Below are 16382 nucleotides of genomic sequence, written 5' to 3' on the forward strand. Positions count from 1 at the left end.
GCCGCCTCAAACACAGTGAGAGCTGGACTCGCGGAGAGTCCCCCTCACCCGGAATCCGCGCTCCGCGCGCATTCCGACCTCTCCCCGCAAGCGGGGCGAGGTGAAGAAACCTCAGCTCCTCGGCGCCTGCTTCTCCGACGCGGTGGCCGGCTTGCCCTTGGCGCCGGCGCCGACGACACGGACCTGATCGCCGTCGGAGAGGCCGTCCGGCGGGGCCGTGATGATGCGGTCGTCCGGGGCGATCCCTGAGGCGAGCTCGATCTCGCGGCCGAGATCGCGCGCGATCGTTACGGTCTTGAACAACACCTTGTCGTCGGGGCCGACGGTCGCGACCCGCAGGCCATTGCTGTTGAAGATCAGGGCGCTGGCGGGAATGCTGAGCGGCGCGGAATCGCGCTGCAGGCTCAGCTTCACGCTGGCATAGCCGCCGGGCATCAGCTCGCCGCTCGAATTGTCGAGCCCGAGCTGCATGCGCGTGGTGCCTGAGGCGACGTCGACGGCCTGCGAGGAGGCTTCCACCGTGGCCTGGAAGGTCCGGTTCGGGTACTCCGGCAGGGCGATGGTGGCCTTGGCACCGATCTTGATCGCCGGCACGTAATTCTGCGGCACGTTGACGTAGACGCGCAGCTTGGTGATGTCAGAGATCACGAACATCGCCGGGCCCGAGCCGCCGCCGGCGTTGATCAGCGCGCCGACGTCGGTGTCGCGCGCCGTGACAACGCCATCGAAGGGTGCGGTGATCTTCTTGTAGCCAGCCAGCGCTTCCAGCCGCTCGACATTGGCCTGGCCCGAGTGGACGGCAGCGTTCTTGTTAGAGAGGTCCGCAGTGCGCTCGTCGATTTCCTGCGCGGAGACGAAGTTGGAGGCGACCAGCGTCTTGCGCCGGTTCAAGGTCGCTTCCGACAGCCTTGCGCTGGCCTGCTGGCTGGCGAGGTCGGCGCGGGCCTGCAAGAGCTGCTGGTCGAGGTCGGGCGCCTCGATCTCGGCGATCACCTGCCCTGCCTTGACGCGAGCGCCGATGTCGGCGCTCCAGCTCTTCAGATAGCCCGAGACGCGGGCGAAGATCGGGGCGCGGTAGTAGGCCTCCAGCCGGCCCGGCAGATCGATGGTGGCGTTGAGGCCCCTGGCATTGGGCAGGGTCACCGCGACGCTGGGAACGGCCTGGTCATCGGTCCATTCCTTCAGCTTGGAGCCCTGTTCCTCGCGGGCGCGGATGCCGGTGCCCACCACGAGGCCTGCCGCAATCAGAGCCACCACGCCGAAGATGCCCAGTTTCCGGTGCGACGCCGGCGAGCGGGGTTCAGTGGGCGACATGCGGAGTCTCCAATGGGGCGGCGGCTTTGGCGCCTTGTTTCTTGTGTACCATGCTGAACACCACGGGAACAAACATCAGCGTGGCGAAAGTTGCAAAGATCAGGCCACCGATCACGGCGCGGCCAAGTGGCGCATTCTGCTCGCCGCCCTCGCCTAGCCCTAAGGCCATCGGCGCCATGCCGATGATCATGGCGAGCGCCGTCATCAGCACCGGGCGGAACCGGACGAAGCCGGCTTCGAGCGCGGCCGCGACGGGATCGCCGAGTTCCTCGTAGCGCTCGCGGGCGAAAGAGATCACGAGCACGCTGTTGGCGGTGGCAACACCCATGCACATGATGGCGCCGGTGAGCGCCGGCACCGATAGCGTGGTTTCGGTCGTGAAGAGCATCCAGATGATGCCGGCGAGCGCGGCCGGCAGCGCAGTGATGATCACGAAGGGATCGGACCAGGACTGGAAGTTCACGACGATCAGGAAGTAGATCAGCACGACGGCCCCGAGCAGGCCGAACAACAGGCCGGTGAAGGCGCTGTTCATGGTCTGCACCTGACCGAGCAGCACGACCGAGGAGCCCTTCGGCACCTCCTTGGCCGTATCGGCAATCACCTGGCGAATGTCGGCGGCGACCGCGCCGAGATCGCGGCCCTGCGTGGTCGCAAAAATCTGCACCATCGACTGGATGTCGTATTGCGACACCACCGCGCTCGACGTCGAGCGCTTGATGTCGGCGATGCCGCCGAGGATCGGCGACTGCGAATTGCCGCTGGCCGTGATCGGCAGCGTCTGCAGCGCGCTGAGCGAGTCGATCTGATATTGCGGCGTCTGCATCACGATGGAGTAGGACACGCCGTTATCCGGATTGAGATAATAGGTCGGCGCGACCTGCGACGAGCCCGCGAGATTGACCACGAGGCTGTTGGTGACGTCGCGCTCGGTCAGGCCGACATATTGCGCGCGGGTGCGGTCGACATCGATGTTGAAGGTCGGGTTGTTCGGCGACTGCTGGATGCGCGCATCGGCGACACCGGGAATCCTGCGCACCTTCGCCAGCAGCTTGTTGGCATAGGCGAAGTTGGCGTCGAGATTGGCGCCGCGGATCTGGAGGTCGATCGGCGCCGGCGCGCCGAAGTTCAGGATCTGGCTGACGATGTCGGCCGGCAGGAAGGCGAAGCTGATGCCGGGAAACAGCCGCGGCAATTGCTCGCGCAGCAGCCGCACGTGCTCGTCGGTCGGCTTGTGGCCCTCCTTCAGCTTGATCTGGATGTCGCCATCCTGCGGGCCGATCACGCCGGTGTTGTTGTAGGTCATGTTGATGCCGGAGATCGGCATGCCGATGTTGTCGGTCATGGTCTCGATCTCACCCGGGATCAGCTTGCGGACCGCCTTCTGCACATCGGCGAGCTGGTTGGCGGTTTCCTCGACGCGGGTGCCGACCTGGGTGCGGACATGCATCAGGATGTTGCCGGCATCGACCGCGGGGAAGAAGTTGCGCCCGAGGAACGGCACCAGCGCAAAGGACGATCCGACCACGCAGAGGAATCCGATCACGAACACCGCGCGGTGCGCGAGTGCGAGGCCGAGGAGGCCGCGATAGCCGCCGCGAATGCGCTCGAACCGCGCCTCGAAACCGCGCTGGAACCACACCAGGGGATTGCGCGACTTCGGCGGCGCGCCCTCGTGATGGACATGCGCCTGCAAGAGGTAGTTCGCCATGGTCGGCACCAGCGTGCGCGACAGGATGAACGACCAGATCATCGCGAACATCACGGCTTCGGCCATCGGCACGAACAGGAAGCGCGCGACGCCGGTGAGGAAGAACATCGGCACGAACACGATGCAGATGCAGAGCAGCGAGACGAAGGCCGGCGTCACGATCTGGTTGGCGCCGTCGAGGATCGACTGCTCGACCGGCTTGCCCTGCTCAAGGTGGTAATTGATGTTCTCGATGGTCACGGTGGCGTCGTCGACGAGGATGCCGACCGCAAGCGCGAGACCACCGAGCGTCATGATGTTGAGCGTCTCGCCAATCGCCGAGAGCATGATGATCGCGCCAAGCACCGACAGCGGGATCGAGACCGCGATGATGATGGTCGAGCGCCAGCTGCCGAGGAACAGGAGGATCATGACGCTGGTGAGCAGCGCCGCGATCACGCCTTCGAAGGCGACGCCTTGAATCGCGCCGCGCACGAACACCGACTGATCGCCGATGAAGCCGATCTTCAGCGCATCTGGCATCTGATCCTTGACGTCGATCACCTTCTGCTTGATGCCCGAGATGATGTCGAGCGTCGAAGTCGCGCCCGCCTTCAGCACCATCATCAGCACCGAGCGGTTGCCGTCGACGTGGACGATGTTGGTCTGCGGCGGATTGCCGTCGCGCACGGTCGCGACATCGCGCACATAGACCATCGCGCCGTTGACCGTCTTGATCGGCAGATTGCCGAGCTCGTCCATCTTGAGCGGCGAGTTGTTGAGCTGGATGTTGTATTCGAACTCGCCGATCTTCTGGGTGCCGACCGGCGTGATCAGGTTCTGGGCGGCGAGCGCGTTGGCGACGTCCTGGCCCGAGAGCGCGCGCGCCTGCAGCGCGGTCGGATTGAGATCGATCTGGACCTGGCGCTGCTTGCCGCCGAATGGATACGGGATCGCCGCGCCGGGCACGGTGACCAGCGGCGTGCGGAGCTGGTTGATGCCGATATCGGCGAGGTTCTGCTCGGTAAGCCCCTCGCCCGACAGCGCCACCTGGATGATCGGTACGGTGGACGCCGAATAGTTCAGGATCAACGGCGGTGTTGCGCCCGGCGGCATCTGCTTGAGCAGCGTCTGCGAGATCGCGGTGACCTGGGCATTAGCGGTGCGGATGTCGACGTTGGGCTGGAAGAAGATCTTGATGATGCCAAAGCCGTTATAGGAATTGGCGACGATGTGCTCGATGTCGTTGACGGTGGTCGTCAGCGCGCGCTGGAACGGGGTGGTGATGCGGCCGGACATCTGGTCCGGTGGCAGGCCGGTGTACTGCCAGACCACGCCGATCACGGGAATGCGGATGTCGGGGAAGATGTCGGTCGGCGTCCGCAGCGCCGCGAGCGGGCCGATGATCAGCAGCAGAAGCGCGAGCACGACAAACGTGTAGGGCCGGCTCAGGGCAATGCGGACCAGAGCAATCATTCGCCAGACATTTCCAAATCAGGGGGACAGGGAACGCGCCCCCACGGGTTCCTCGGCCGATTTACCCGAACTGCAACCAAATGGCCAACGAAGGCGCGTCATATGCAGTCACTTCCCTGCTATCGCAGCGCGAAATCGCATTCCAGCTATGCAGGGGGACGGGCAAACTATCTCGGAGTCGTCCCGGCGAAGGCCGGGACCCATAACCCCAGGGAGCGGTTGCGGCGCGAGCTGGCAACCCCGAGTCTTTGCCAAACCACGTCCTGTGGTTGGGTCCCGGGCTTCGCCGGGACGACGTTGGAGGACGACGTTGGAGATTGTGGGTCGCGACGTCGAGTGTTACGCCGCGCGGACGTTGGTCAGGAACTTGCTGACCTCGGTCTTCAGCCGGCTCGAGTCGTTCGACAGCATCTGCGCCGCCGACAGCACCTGCGAGGACGCTGTCCCGGTCTCGGTCGCGCCGCGCTGCACGTCGGTGATGTTGGAGGAGACCTGCTGGGTGCCTTGCGCCGCCTGCTGCACGTTGCGGGCGATCTCCTGGGTCGCGGCGCCCTGCTCTTCCACCGCGGCAGCGATGGCCGAGGAGATTTCCGACAGACGCTCGATCGTCGAGGAGATCTCCTTGATGGCGCCGACCGAGTCGTTGGTCGCCGCCTGGATGCCGGCGATCTGCTGGCCGATTTCACCGGTCGCCTTCGCGGTCTGCTCGGCGAGCGCCTTCACTTCGGAGGCCACCACCGCAAAACCGCGGCCGGCTTCACCGGCGCGTGCCGCCTCGATGGTCGCGTTCAGCGCCAGGAGGTTGGTCTGGCCGGCGATGGTGTTGATCAGCTCGACCACGTCGCCGATGCGGGAGGCTGCCTTCGAGAGCTCGCTGACGCGATCGGTGGTGGCGCGTGCCTGGCCGACGGCATCGCCCGCCATCCGCGCCGATTCCTGCACCTGGCGGCTGATCTCGCCCACCGACGAGGCCATCTCCTCGGTTGCTGATGCCACCGACTGCACGTTGGTGGAGGCTTCTTCCGAGGCCGCCGCAACCGTGGTCGCCATCTTCTGCGAGCGGTCGGCGGTCGAGGTCAGCGTCGAGGCCGAGGCTTCGAGCTGGGTCGAGGCCGACGACACGGTCTGGACGATCTCGCCGATCATCGACTCGAACTCGCGGGTGATGTTGTCGACGCGGCGGCCGCGCTCGATCTTGGCTTCGGCGTCGCGCGCGGCGGCCTCGTCGGCCGCCTTCTTGGCGATCAACGCCTCCTTGAAGACCTGGAGCACGTCGGCCATGGCGCCGATCTCGGTCTTCTCGCCGCGATGCGGGACTTTCGCGGTCAGGTCGCCCTTGCCGAGCGCCTGCATCGGGTCGGTGATCGAGTTGATGCCGCTGGAGACGTCGTGGACGAGGTAGAAGCTGACGCCGATGCCCGACAGGACCGCAGCGCCCAGGATGATCGCGACGAGGATAAAGGCGTTGTAATAGGTATCGGCGGCATCCGCGGCGGCCTGGTCGCCCCCCTTGGTGTTCAGCTCGATGTCCTTGGCCAGGATGGCGTCGGCTTCAAGCCCAATCTTATTGACCGTCTTGGTGTTCAGCTCATGCGCCTCGTGCGGGATCTTGCCGGCCTCCTGACGCGACAGCGCCATGACTTGCTGGGTGCCTTTCTTGTACTCTTCCCAGGTCTTGGACCACTGATCGTAGAGAGCGCGCTCCTCGGGCGAGGTGATCATCGTCTCATAGGTCTTGCGGAATTTGGTATTGGCCTCGACCACCGACGCGAGCGTCTTCTCCGCCGCGAGCTTCTCCTCCAGCGTCTCCGACAACATGTGCTCACGGATCACGTTCCGGTAAGTAATGACGCCGGCACGGAGATCGCCAATGACGCGCACGCTGGGCATCCAGCTCGTGGTAATGTCGACCGTATTCGCGTTCATCGACCGCATTTTCATGACAGCGAGCAGGCCCATGCCCGTCATCGCGACCAGCAGGAACGCCACGACGCTGATGATCTTGGCGCGAATGGAGATCTTTGAGAACATAATCGGGTCTCGTTGTGCTGGCGCGGCCGCGCGTCGGGGAATTTTACGAATCAACCAAAGGGAGCAGCGCCGACATCAAACCGCAGAGCACCTGCGCAAATGTTAACTACGACTCCGTACGACTACCGAAGCCGAAAGAAGTGAACGAGGGGCTAAGAGCGCTCTGCGCTCAGCGCATGAGCCTAAGCGCGTCGGAGAAAAACTCCGGCCCGCCGAAGTTGCCTGACTTCAGTGCGAGCACCATGTCGCCTGCCTCAGCGCCGACTGCGCGCAACACCGGCACGCCCGCGGCAATTTCCACCCCCACGAGAAATCCGGGAATCCTCAACCGGTCGACCACCGCACCGGATGTCTCGCCGCCTGCGACAATCAAGCGCCGCACGCCCGCCTGCACCAGGCCCTCGGCGATGTCGGCCATGGCTTGCTCGATGGCATGCCCGACCGCATCGCGGCCGTGACGCGCCTGCACCGCGGCGACGGCTTCCGGCGTGGCGCTCGAGGCGATCAGCACCGGGCCACCCGTGAGCCGCGGCTTCGCCCAGGCGAGTGCGCGCTCGGACTCTTCCCTGCCCGCAAAAATACGGTCCGGGTCGAGATGCAGAACGGGCATGACCGCTTCGGCCCGAGCGATCTGCTGGAGCGTCGCCTGCGAGCAGCTTCCGGCAAGGCAGGCCGCGGGTCCCCCGACCGCGGCGCCCGCTTTGCCACCGGCTGCGGTCGACTTGACCTTGCCTGTCGAAACCAGCGCGCGCGCCAGCCCGAGGCCCATGCCGGAGGCGCCGACCGACAGCCGATGCTCGGCGGCGACGAGGCCGATGGTCTCGAGGTCGCGATCGAACACGGCGTCGATGATCGCAGCGCCAATGCCCTTGCCCGATAGCTCGGCAAGCCGCGCCCGCACGGCATCCGCGCCGCGCGTGACCGTCGCTAGGTCGACGAGACCGACTTGCGTCTTGCTCTGGCGCGCCAGCACCCGCACCAGGTTGGAATCGTGCATCGGATTGAGCGGATGATCCTTCAGCGGGCTCTCGTTCAACGGCACGGCGGCGACGAACAGGTTGCCCTGGTAGACCGTGCGCCCGGTCTCCGGAAAGGCGGGTGTCACCAGCACGCCTGCTTCGCCGCAGTCGGCGCGCAACGCATCCATCACCGGTCCGATATTGCCGGCATCGGTGGAATCGAAGGTCGAGCAGATCTTGAACAGCACGTGCCGCGCGCCGCGGCCCCGCAGCCATGTCTCCGCCGCGCGCGAGCGCGATACGGCAAGACCCGCCTCGATCGATCGGCTCTTCAGCGACACCACGACGGCGTCGACCTCGGGCAGCGCCAGGTCATCGGCAGGCACGCCGATGGTCTGCACCGTCCGCAGGCCCGCGCGAGTCAGCGTGTTGGCGAGGTCCGAGGCGCCGGTGTAGTCGTCGGCGATGCAGCCCAGCGCAAGGGTCACGGCTTCACTCCCGCATACGGCTTGAACCAGGCGAGGCCATCGGTGGTCTTGCCGCGTGGATTGTATTCGCAGCCGACAAAACCGGGATAGCCCAGCCGGTCGAGTTCAGTGAACAGGAACGGATAGTTCAGCTCCTCGCCGTCGGGCTCGTTGCGTGAGGGAATGCTGGCGATCTGGATGTGGCCGATGATCGGCATCATCTCGCGCAACCGCATCGTCACGTCGCCATGGATGATCTGACAGTGATAGATGTCGAACTGGAGCTTCAGGTTGGGGAGTCTCAACTCCTGGACCACGTCGCGCGCGAAGCCGAAGTCGTTGAGGAAATAGCCGGGCACGTTGCGCGAGTTGATCGGCTCGATCACGATGTCGATGCCGTGCGGCCCGAAGAATTCTGCAGCCCACGCCACCGATTTGTAGAAGGCCTCGATCGCGAGGCGATCGCCGCGATTGGCGATACCGGCCATCAGGTGCAGACGCTTGACGCCGGTCGCCTTGGCGTAGGGCAGCGCCGTCTCGAGGCTCTGCTTGAGATCGGCGAAACGTGCCGGAAGCGCTGCAAAGCCCTTCTCGCCGGCATTCCAGTCGCCTGGCGGCAGGTTGAACAGGGCCTGCGTCAGACCGTTGCGCTTGAGCCGCTCGCCGACCGCCTCGGCCGGATGCTCGTAAGGAAAGAGGAATTCGACGGCGGTGAAGCCGGCTTGCGCAGCGGCATCAAAACGGTCGAGGAACGGCACCTCGGTGAACATCATCGAGAGATTGGCGGCAAAACGCGGCATTGGAGTCCTCTTGCTTACTTGTCGCCGGGCAGCTTCACGCCGGTGACCTGGGCGTACATCCGCGCTACCGACGCATCGTCGTCGCGGCCCATGCCGGCAGCGGCCGTCATCAGGAACATCTGGAGCGCCGCGGCGGAGACCGGCACCGGGAATCTGGCGCTCCGCGCCATGTCCTGGATGATGCCGAGATCCTTGACGAAGATCTCGACCGCGCTGCGCGGCGTATAGTCGCCGTCGAGGACATGCGGCATGCGGTTCTCGAACATCCAGGAATTGCCGGCGGAGGCCGTGATCACCTCATAGACCTTGCGGATGTCGAGGCCCTGCTTGGCCGCGAACGCCATTGCCTCGGAGGCGGCAGCGATGTGCACGCCGGCGAGAAGCTGGTTGATCATCTTGAAGGCGGCGCCTTGGCCTGCGGCATCGCCGAGCTCGTAGAGCTTTGCAGCCATCGCATCGAGCGCGGGCCGCGCCTTTGCAAAGGCTGCGGGACTGCCGGAGGCGAGAATTGTCAGCTCGCCTTGCGCGGCGCGCTGCGCCCCGCCGGAGATCGGCGCGTCCAGATAATGCCGGCCGGTCGCCTCCAACTGCTTTGCCAGGCGCCGCGCCACGTCAGGATCCATGGTCGCGGAGGATATAAAGACGCTGTCCTTCGGCATGGTCTCGGCGGCGCCGTCCTTGCCGAACAGGATGGCCTCGGTCTGCGCGGCGTTGACGACGACGCTGACGACGATGTCGGCGCCTTTGGCTGCCTCCGCCGGCGTTTGGGCGCCCGCACCGCCATCCCTGACGAAGCGCGCCACGGCGTCCGCCGAAACGTCGCAGCCGGTGACGGCAAGCCCAGCGCGTTTCAGCGAGGTCGCCATGCCAAAGCCCATCGAGCCGAGCCCGATGACGGCGACGCGCTGATTTTGTGACGTGGAGGCGGACATGCAGCTGATCCTCTGGAACGTTCCCCGATGGCCGGCTTTGGTGGGCGGCTTGGCAAACCGAATATCACGGCTTGGCCGCGCTGCCAAAGCATGAGACAAGCAGGCATGACGGCCATGAGCAACGAAACACGGCTTCGCGAGGATATCTGCCGCTTCGGACGCTCTTTGTTCGAGCGCGGACTGACACCGGGCTCCTCCGGCAATATCAGCGTCAAGCTTCCTGACGGCGGCTGGCTGGTGACGCCGACCAATGCCTCGCTCGGTTTCCTCGATCCGGCGCGGCTATCGCGGCTGGATGAGCGGGGGCGGCTCATCTCCGGCGATGCACCGACCAAGGAAGTTCCACTGCACACCGCGCTCTATGACACGCGCGGGACCGCGCGCGCGATCGTACATCTGCACTCGACACACTCGGTCGCGCTCTCAATGCTACCCGAGATCGACCCGCGCGCCGCGCTGCCGCCGATGACCGCCTATTATTTGATGAAATGCGGCGCCACCGCGCTCGTGCCCTATTACCGGCCCGGCGATCCGGCGGTCGCGGATGCGATCAAGGGACTGGCAGGGAAATATTCGTCAGTGCTGCTCGCCAATCACGGCCCGGTGGTCGCCGGCGACACACTGGAAGCCGCGGTGTTCGCGACGGAGGAACTGGAAGAGACGGCGAAGCTGTACCTGCTGCTGCGGGGGATGAACCCGCGCTATCTGTCGCCGGAGCAGGTGACGGATCTGGTGAAGGTGTTCGGGCTGACGCTGCCGGAGCATGGGCAGCATCACTAACGCCCACTGTTATGGGCGCGATCGTGTCCCCACCCACAACTGTCATTCCCCGCGAAAGCGGGGAACCCAGTATTCCAGAGACGCCCAACGTTCCTCGCACCGCCGCGGCGTACTGGATCGCCCGCTTTCGCGGGCGATGACACTGCGAAAGTCGCGTGCGCGTGCCTGGATTGCTTCGCTGCGCTCGCAATGACGGCGGCTACAGCCCCAGATACGCCTTGCGCACGTCCGGGTTGCCCTTGATCTCCGCGGACGGGCCCTGCATCAGCACGCGGCCGGTTTGCAGGATGTAGGCGCGGTCGGCGATCTCCAGGCACTCGGCCATGCGTTGCTCAACGATCAGCACGGTCATGCCGGCATCGCGGATGCGCTGGACGGCCTGGAAGATCTCGTCGACCAGCTTCGGCATGATGCCCTGCGAGGGCTCGTCCAGCATCAGAAGCCGCGGGCGCGTCATCAGCGCGCGGCCGATCGCGAGCATCTGCTGCTCACCGCCGCTTAGCGTCTCGGCGCGCTGCTCGAGGCGTTCGGACAAGCGGGGAAACAGTTTGAAGACCAGATCGAGCGGCCCCTCGCGATCTGCCTCGCCGCGGTAGAGATAGCTGCCGAGACGAAGGTTGTCGCGCACGGACAGGCGGGGGAACAGGCGTCGGTTCTCCGGCACATAGGCGATGCCGGCGGCCGTGATATGATGCTGCGCCATGCCGTCGAGGCGCTTGCCGTCGAAGGTGACGGTGCCCGAGCGCGGGCGCTCGGCACCGGCGATGGATTTCAGCAGCGTCGACTTGCCCGCGCCGTTGGCGCCGGCGACACAGACGATCTCGCCCTTGCTGACCTCGATCGAGACCGCGGAGATCGCGACCAGGCCCTGATAGGAGGTCGTGACTTCATGCACTGACAGCATGACGATCTCCCAGATATGCGCTGATCACCTTGGGATCGCGGACGACGTCGGCGGGCTTGCCCTCGACCAGCACCTTGCCGAGGTCGAGCACGATGGCGCGGTCGACCAGCGGCATCACGATCTCCATGACATGCTCGACCATCAACACGGTGATGCCGGCATCGCGCACCTTGCGCACCAGCGCGACGCCGGTCTGCGCCTCGGTCGGCGTGAGGCCGGTGAGGACTTCGTCGAGCAGGAGCAGTTTCGGTTCGGTCGCGAGCGCGCGCGCGACTTCGAGGCGGCGCTTCTCGGCCGGCACGAGATCGCTTGCGAGCACGTCGGCACGCGCGGCAAGGCCGGTGAACTCCAGGACCTCATGCGCTTTGCGGCGCGCTTCCCGCATCACCGTGGTGCGCACCAGCGCCCCGACGATGACGTTGTCGATGACCGTCATGGTCTCGAAGCTTTTCACCACCTGGAAGGTGCGACCGACGCCGCGCTGGCAGCGCTCCGCCGCCGGCATCCTTGTAACGTCTTCGCCGTCGAACCAGATCGAGCCTTGCGTGGGCGGCAGCACGCCGGCGATGAGATTGAAAAGCGTCGACTTGCCGGCGCCGTTGGGACCGATCAGCCCGACGATCTCGCCGCGGCCGACCAAGATCGAGACGTCGCTGTTGGCGACGAGGCCGCCAAAACGCTGCCAGACGCCGCGGGTTTCCAGGAGCGCGGTCATCGTGTGGCCCCCTTGACATGGTTCTTGGCCTTCGCGCGCGAGAACAGGCTCACCAGGCCTTGCGGCAGAGCCAGCGAGATCAGCACGATCAGCGCGCCGTAGACGATGAGATCAACGCCGCGCCCGGAGCCGCCGATATAGGAGCGCGTCAGCTCCGTCATCGGGATCAGGATGGCCGCGCCGAGCACCGGTCCCCAGAGTGTGCCGATGCCGCCGAGCACGGCCGGCAACGCCATCAGCAGCGAGAACTGGAAGCCCATGACGCTTTCGGGATCGATATAGGCGAGATACTGCGCGTAGAAGGCGCCACCGATGGCGACGAGGAAGGCGGAGACCGCGGCCGCGCCCATCTTGGAATTGAATACGACGACGCCGAGGCTTTCAGCGGCGTCCGGATTGTCCTTCACCGCACGCCACCAGAAACCCCATTTGGAGTCTTCGAGCCACCAGGTGACGAACCAGGCGAGGCAGCACAGCGCCAGCGCGAAATAGAAGTACGGCAGCTTGCTGCGCATGAACTGGAATTTCAGCCAGCTGTCACCGCGGACTGGAATGGTGATGCCGAGCGCGGCGCCCGCCCAGTCCCAGTTCTGGAACAGCAGCAGCCCGATCTCGGCGATGACGATGGTCGCGATCACGAAGTAATGGCCGCGCAGGCGGAAGAAAGGATAGCCCAGCGCCATCGCGATGATGGCGGCGAGCACGCCGCCGCCGAGCATGCCGAACCAGGGCAGCACGCCGAACTTGGTGAACAGGAGCTCGGTCGTGTAGGCGCCGATGCCGAAATAGAGCGCGTGGCCGAGCGATATTTGGCCGCAATAGCCGGAGAGGATGTTCCAGCTCTGCGACAGCGCCGCATACATCAGGGTCAGGATCAGAATGTTCTGGACATAGACGTCCTTCACGAACAATGGCGCGAGCCCTGCCAGGACCGCGAGGACAGCGGCGATGAGAAGGTCGCGGCGGCGCCGCACGGCGAAACTCTTGTCCATCACATCGACCCGAACAGGCCGCGCGGCCGGATGAAGACGACGAGCAGGTAGACGGCGTAGATGCCAACCGATTTCAGTGACGGCGGCAGCACCAAGGCCGTGACGGCTTCGACGAGGCCGACGATGATGCCGCCGGCGAAGGCGCCGAACACACTGCCGAAGCCGCCGAGCGCGACCGTGACATAGGCGATCAGCGCAAAGGACGCGCCGACGTCGGGATAGATGTAGAAGAACACCGCCATGATCGCGCCGGCGAGACCAACCAGCGCGGCCCCAAGGCCCCAGCCCAGCGCGAACACGCGGTTCTTGTCGATGCCGACAAGCGCGACCGCGCCGGGATCTTCACGAGTCGCCTCAAGCGCGCGGCCGAAATCGGTGCGGTTGATGAAGAAGTAGAGGCCGGCAAAGGCTGCGATCGAGACCAGCGCGCCGATGAGCTGCGGCTCCGGCAGGAAGATACCGGCGACCGACACCGTCTTGCCGCCGAGCCAGGACTGCGGAATGCTGCGGTAGTCCGGCGTGAAGAAGAACTGCGCGAGCCCGCGCATGACGATGGCAAGGCCGAAGGTCGAGAAGATCTGCACCATGCCGGCGTTCGCTTTGGCACGCATGGCAAAGCGTACTATCAATAGGTAGACCACCGCCCCGAAGACGAAGAGCGCGGCAGCGACCAGCGGCGCCGACAGCAAGGGGTCGATCGCGAAGAACGCGAACAGGAAGAAGGTCGCGTACATCGCGATCATCAGGAACTCGCCATGGGCGAAGTTCACGACGTCCATCAGGCCGAAGATCAGCGCGAGACCGACGGCGATCAGCCCGTAGAGCAGCCCCATCAGGAGGCCGCTCGCGAGACTCTGGATAATGGCTTGGGCTGTCACCGTTGTTGCGCCTCTGCTCCTGCGTTACTCCGATGTCGTCCTGGCGAAAGCCCGGACCCATAACCACGAATCCATCGATGGGATGAACGACAGCCGATCTTCGCAGAAACGCCTGCCTGTGGTTATGGGTCCCGGATCTGCGCTCCGCTTCGCTGCGCTTGTCCGGGACGACGCTGGGAGATATCTCGCCACTTACTTCATCGGCCAGATCGCTTCGGCGATCGCGGCCTGCGGCGGGAAGACGGTGACGAACTTGCCGCCGACATATTGGAGGAGCACCGGGTCGGCGTCGTTGTTCTGGCCCATCTCGTCGAACTTGACGCGCTTCCAGGGCATGATGGTCTGCTCGCCCGGGATGTCGGTCGCGGCAAGCGCGTCGCGGATCTTCTCGCCGTCGGTCGACTTGGCGCGGTTGATCGCGTCCGCCAGGATGATCAGGCCCATGAACTGGCGCGAGGTGAGATCATTGAAGTCCTTGCCCGACTTGGCCTTGAACATCTCGTTGATCTTGCCGACCATCGGGCGCTTCTGCGCGAGGTCGAGCGAGAAGGTGCCGCGGGAGATCACACCTTCGAGCTTGTCGCCGACCGCGTCATAGAGCGCCTTCTCGGAGAAGCCGGCGTCCTGCGCCACGATCGCGTTCGGTTTGTAGCCGAGCTCAGCCATGGTCTTGACGAGGAGGATGCCGTCGGTGGTGTAGCTCGAGGGCATCAGCACGTCGGCATTGGCGGTCTTGAGCTGCTGCACTTCGGCCGACAGCGACGGCGAGTTGGCGCGGTACTTGATGTCGGAGACGATCTTGTAGCCGCGCTCGCCGGCGATCTTGGCCTGGGCGTTGCCGGAGTCGGTGCCAAAGATGGTGTCCTCGTGGAACAGCGACAGCGTCTCGATCTTGGTGCCCTTCTTCTTCATGGCATCGAAGAAGTCGAACATCGCGGCCGAGTACATCTCGTCGTGCGGGGCGGCACGGAAATAATATTTGAGGCCGCGGCGATGCAGGCTCGGCGAGGAATTGTCGGCGGACACGAACGGGACCTGGTAGCGTTCGCAGATCTGGCTGACGGTCACCGCGACCGCGCTCTGATAGGTGCCGATGATGGCGCAGACCTTCTCCTGGGTGATCAGGCGCTCGGCCTCGGCGCGCCCCTTCTGCGGATCGGCCTGATGGTCGGCGAATACGAGGCGGACTTTTGCGCCGCCGAGGCCCGGCAGGCCCTCGCCCTTCGCCAGCGGCAAGTCGAAATCGGCATCCTTGTTGATGACCTCGAGCGCGGTCTCATAGGCCTTCTGGGCATCGACGCCCTGCTGCGCGCTGCCGCCGGAAAACGGATAGATGACGCCGATCACCACTTCCGAGGTCTGTGCGCGTGCAGCGAACGGCACCAGCGCAGCAGTGGCGGTGGCACCTAACAGCACGTCGCGGCGAGTGATCGTCATGGCAAAGTCCCCTGTTACTAAATTCCGGGTGATCGAATGAAACGATTGATTGATGCGGTAAAGCCTGAAGAAGCGGCAATCGCTGCCCACTAAATCACGGCCATGTTCCTGTTCTTCAGATCCGTCACCAGCATCAGTCCCGGCGAATGCGTGATCGCGAACGGAAGCTTGGCGGCATTGATGACCGATTGCGGCGTCACGCCGCAGGCCCAGAACACCGGGATCTCGTCATCGGCGACCGGCACCGGATCGCCGTAGTCGGGCTTGGCGATGTCCTTGATGCCGATGAGGTGCGGATGGCCGAGATGCACGGGCGCGCCGTGCACGGCGGGATAGCGCGAGGTGATCTGCACCGCGCGGATCGCGTCCGCCGGCTTGAACGGACGCATCGACACCACCATGGGGCCGGCGAACGGGCCGGCCTCGCCGCAGGCGATGTTGGTACGATACATCGGCACCCGCACATTGTGCTCGATGTGCCGGATCGGCATGCCCTCATCGAGCAGCGCCTCTTCGAAGGAAAACGAGCAGCCGAGCACGAAGGTCACGAGATCATCGCGCCAATAGCTGGATACGTCGGTCGGCTCGTCGACCACCTCGCCGTCGCGCCAGACGCGATAGCGCGGCACGTCAGTGCGGATGTCGAGATCGGCCCCTAACGCGGGGATGTGCGGACTGCCGACATCGGACATGCCGATGATCGGGCACGGTTTCGGATTGAGCTGGCAGAAGCGATGAAAGGCGCTGGCGTATTCCGCCGGGAGGATCGCCAGATTGCCCTGGACGAAGCCGGGGGCGATACCGGCGGTGGAGCCGACCTGGCCGCCACGGTAGCCGAGCCGGGCCTGACGGCTCGGGAGGGTGTCGGGCGTTTCAGTTTGCTGCGCTGCCACCAAAACAGTCATTTGATCGACCTGCCTATAAACTCGACAAGGACAGCCAACACCAAGCGTGCTATAAAGTCTAATCGTCGTTTCTAATCAATATCGATAAAGCTGATTTATCGA

General features: G+C 64.9%; 13 protein-coding genes. 1 reads left to right on the top strand and 12 read right to left on the bottom strand.

Going from position 1 to position 16382, the window contains the following annotated elements:
• Window positions 1-111 precede the first annotated feature (111 nt).
• From AYJ54_RS46035 to ltnD, 6 genes are all read right to left on the bottom strand, one after another.
• Window positions 112-1314, bottom strand: a complete 1203-nt coding sequence (locus AYJ54_RS46035) for an efflux RND transporter periplasmic adaptor subunit (protein ID WP_063709181.1) — start codon at window positions 1312-1314, stop codon at window positions 112-114.
• Window positions 1301-4480: an efflux RND transporter permease subunit gene (locus AYJ54_RS46040; protein ID WP_063709182.1), complete on the bottom strand. Its 3180-nt coding sequence runs from the start codon at window positions 4478-4480 to the stop codon at window positions 1301-1303. Before AYJ54_RS46040 ends, AYJ54_RS46035 begins: the two co-directional genes overlap by 14 nt.
• A gap of 339 nt (window positions 4481-4819) precedes the next feature.
• Window positions 4820-6511, bottom strand: a complete 1692-nt coding sequence (locus tag AYJ54_RS46045; RefSeq protein ID WP_063709183.1) for a methyl-accepting chemotaxis protein — start codon at window positions 6509-6511, stop codon at window positions 4820-4822.
• A 169-nt stretch (window positions 6512-6680) separates the two neighbouring features.
• Window positions 6681-7958: a 3-oxo-tetronate kinase gene (gene otnK, locus AYJ54_RS46050; RefSeq protein WP_063709184.1), complete on the bottom strand. Its 1278-nt coding sequence runs from the start codon at window positions 7956-7958 to the stop codon at window positions 6681-6683.
• A complete protein-coding gene (gene otnI / locus AYJ54_RS46055; RefSeq protein ID WP_063709185.1) occupies window positions 7955-8737 on the bottom strand; it encodes a 2-oxo-tetronate isomerase in 783 nt (260 codons plus the stop codon). The genes otnK and otnI overlap by 4 nt, the downstream gene beginning before the upstream one ends.
• A 14-nt stretch (window positions 8738-8751) precedes the next feature.
• Window positions 8752-9732, bottom strand: a complete 981-nt coding sequence (gene ltnD, locus AYJ54_RS46060) for an L-threonate dehydrogenase (RefSeq protein WP_430641479.1) — start codon at window positions 9730-9732, stop codon at window positions 8752-8754.
• Between the two features lie 42 nt (window positions 9733-9774).
• On the opposite strand from ltnD, the gene otnC reads away from it, so the two are divergent.
• Complete coding sequence (gene otnC, locus AYJ54_RS46065) at window positions 9775-10449, top strand: 3-oxo-tetronate 4-phosphate decarboxylase (RefSeq protein ID WP_063709187.1); 675 nt, start codon at window positions 9775-9777, stop codon at window positions 10447-10449.
• 199 nt (window positions 10450-10648) lie between these two features.
• Here otnC and AYJ54_RS46070 read toward each other — a convergent pair whose 3' ends face one another.
• The 6 genes from AYJ54_RS46070 to AYJ54_RS46095 form a co-directional block, all read right to left on the bottom strand.
• Window positions 10649-11353: an ABC transporter ATP-binding protein gene (locus AYJ54_RS46070; RefSeq protein WP_063709188.1), complete on the bottom strand. Its 705-nt coding sequence runs from the start codon at window positions 11351-11353 to the stop codon at window positions 10649-10651.
• Window positions 11337-12068: an ABC transporter ATP-binding protein gene (locus AYJ54_RS46075; RefSeq protein WP_063709189.1), complete on the bottom strand. Its 732-nt coding sequence runs from the start codon at window positions 12066-12068 to the stop codon at window positions 11337-11339. The genes AYJ54_RS46070 and AYJ54_RS46075 overlap by 17 nt, the downstream gene beginning before the upstream one ends.
• A complete protein-coding gene (locus tag AYJ54_RS46080) occupies window positions 12065-13060 on the bottom strand; it encodes a branched-chain amino acid ABC transporter permease (RefSeq protein ID WP_063709190.1) in 996 nt (331 codons plus the stop codon). The genes AYJ54_RS46075 and AYJ54_RS46080 overlap by 4 nt, the downstream gene beginning before the upstream one ends.
• Window positions 13060-13938 carry a branched-chain amino acid ABC transporter permease gene (locus AYJ54_RS46085; RefSeq protein ID WP_063709191.1) on the bottom strand — a complete coding sequence of 293 codons (879 nt, stop codon included), beginning with the start codon at window positions 13936-13938 and terminating at the stop codon, window positions 13060-13062. The genes AYJ54_RS46080 and AYJ54_RS46085 overlap by 1 nt, the downstream gene beginning before the upstream one ends.
• 192 nt (window positions 13939-14130) lie before the next feature.
• Window positions 14131-15375 (bottom strand): ABC transporter substrate-binding protein, encoded by a 1245-nt coding sequence (locus AYJ54_RS46090; RefSeq protein ID WP_063709192.1) that lies wholly within the window; start codon window positions 15373-15375, stop codon window positions 14131-14133.
• A gap of 89 nt (window positions 15376-15464) precedes the next feature.
• Window positions 15465-16280 carry a putative hydro-lyase gene (locus AYJ54_RS46095; protein WP_063709193.1) on the bottom strand — a complete coding sequence of 272 codons (816 nt, stop codon included), beginning with the start codon at window positions 16278-16280 and terminating at the stop codon, window positions 15465-15467.
• Window positions 16281-16382: the final 102 nt, after the last annotated feature.

It is taken from the genome of Bradyrhizobium centrolobii (assembly GCF_001641635.1).
GTDB classification, from domain to species: Bacteria; Pseudomonadota; Alphaproteobacteria; order Rhizobiales; family Xanthobacteraceae; genus Bradyrhizobium; species Bradyrhizobium centrolobii.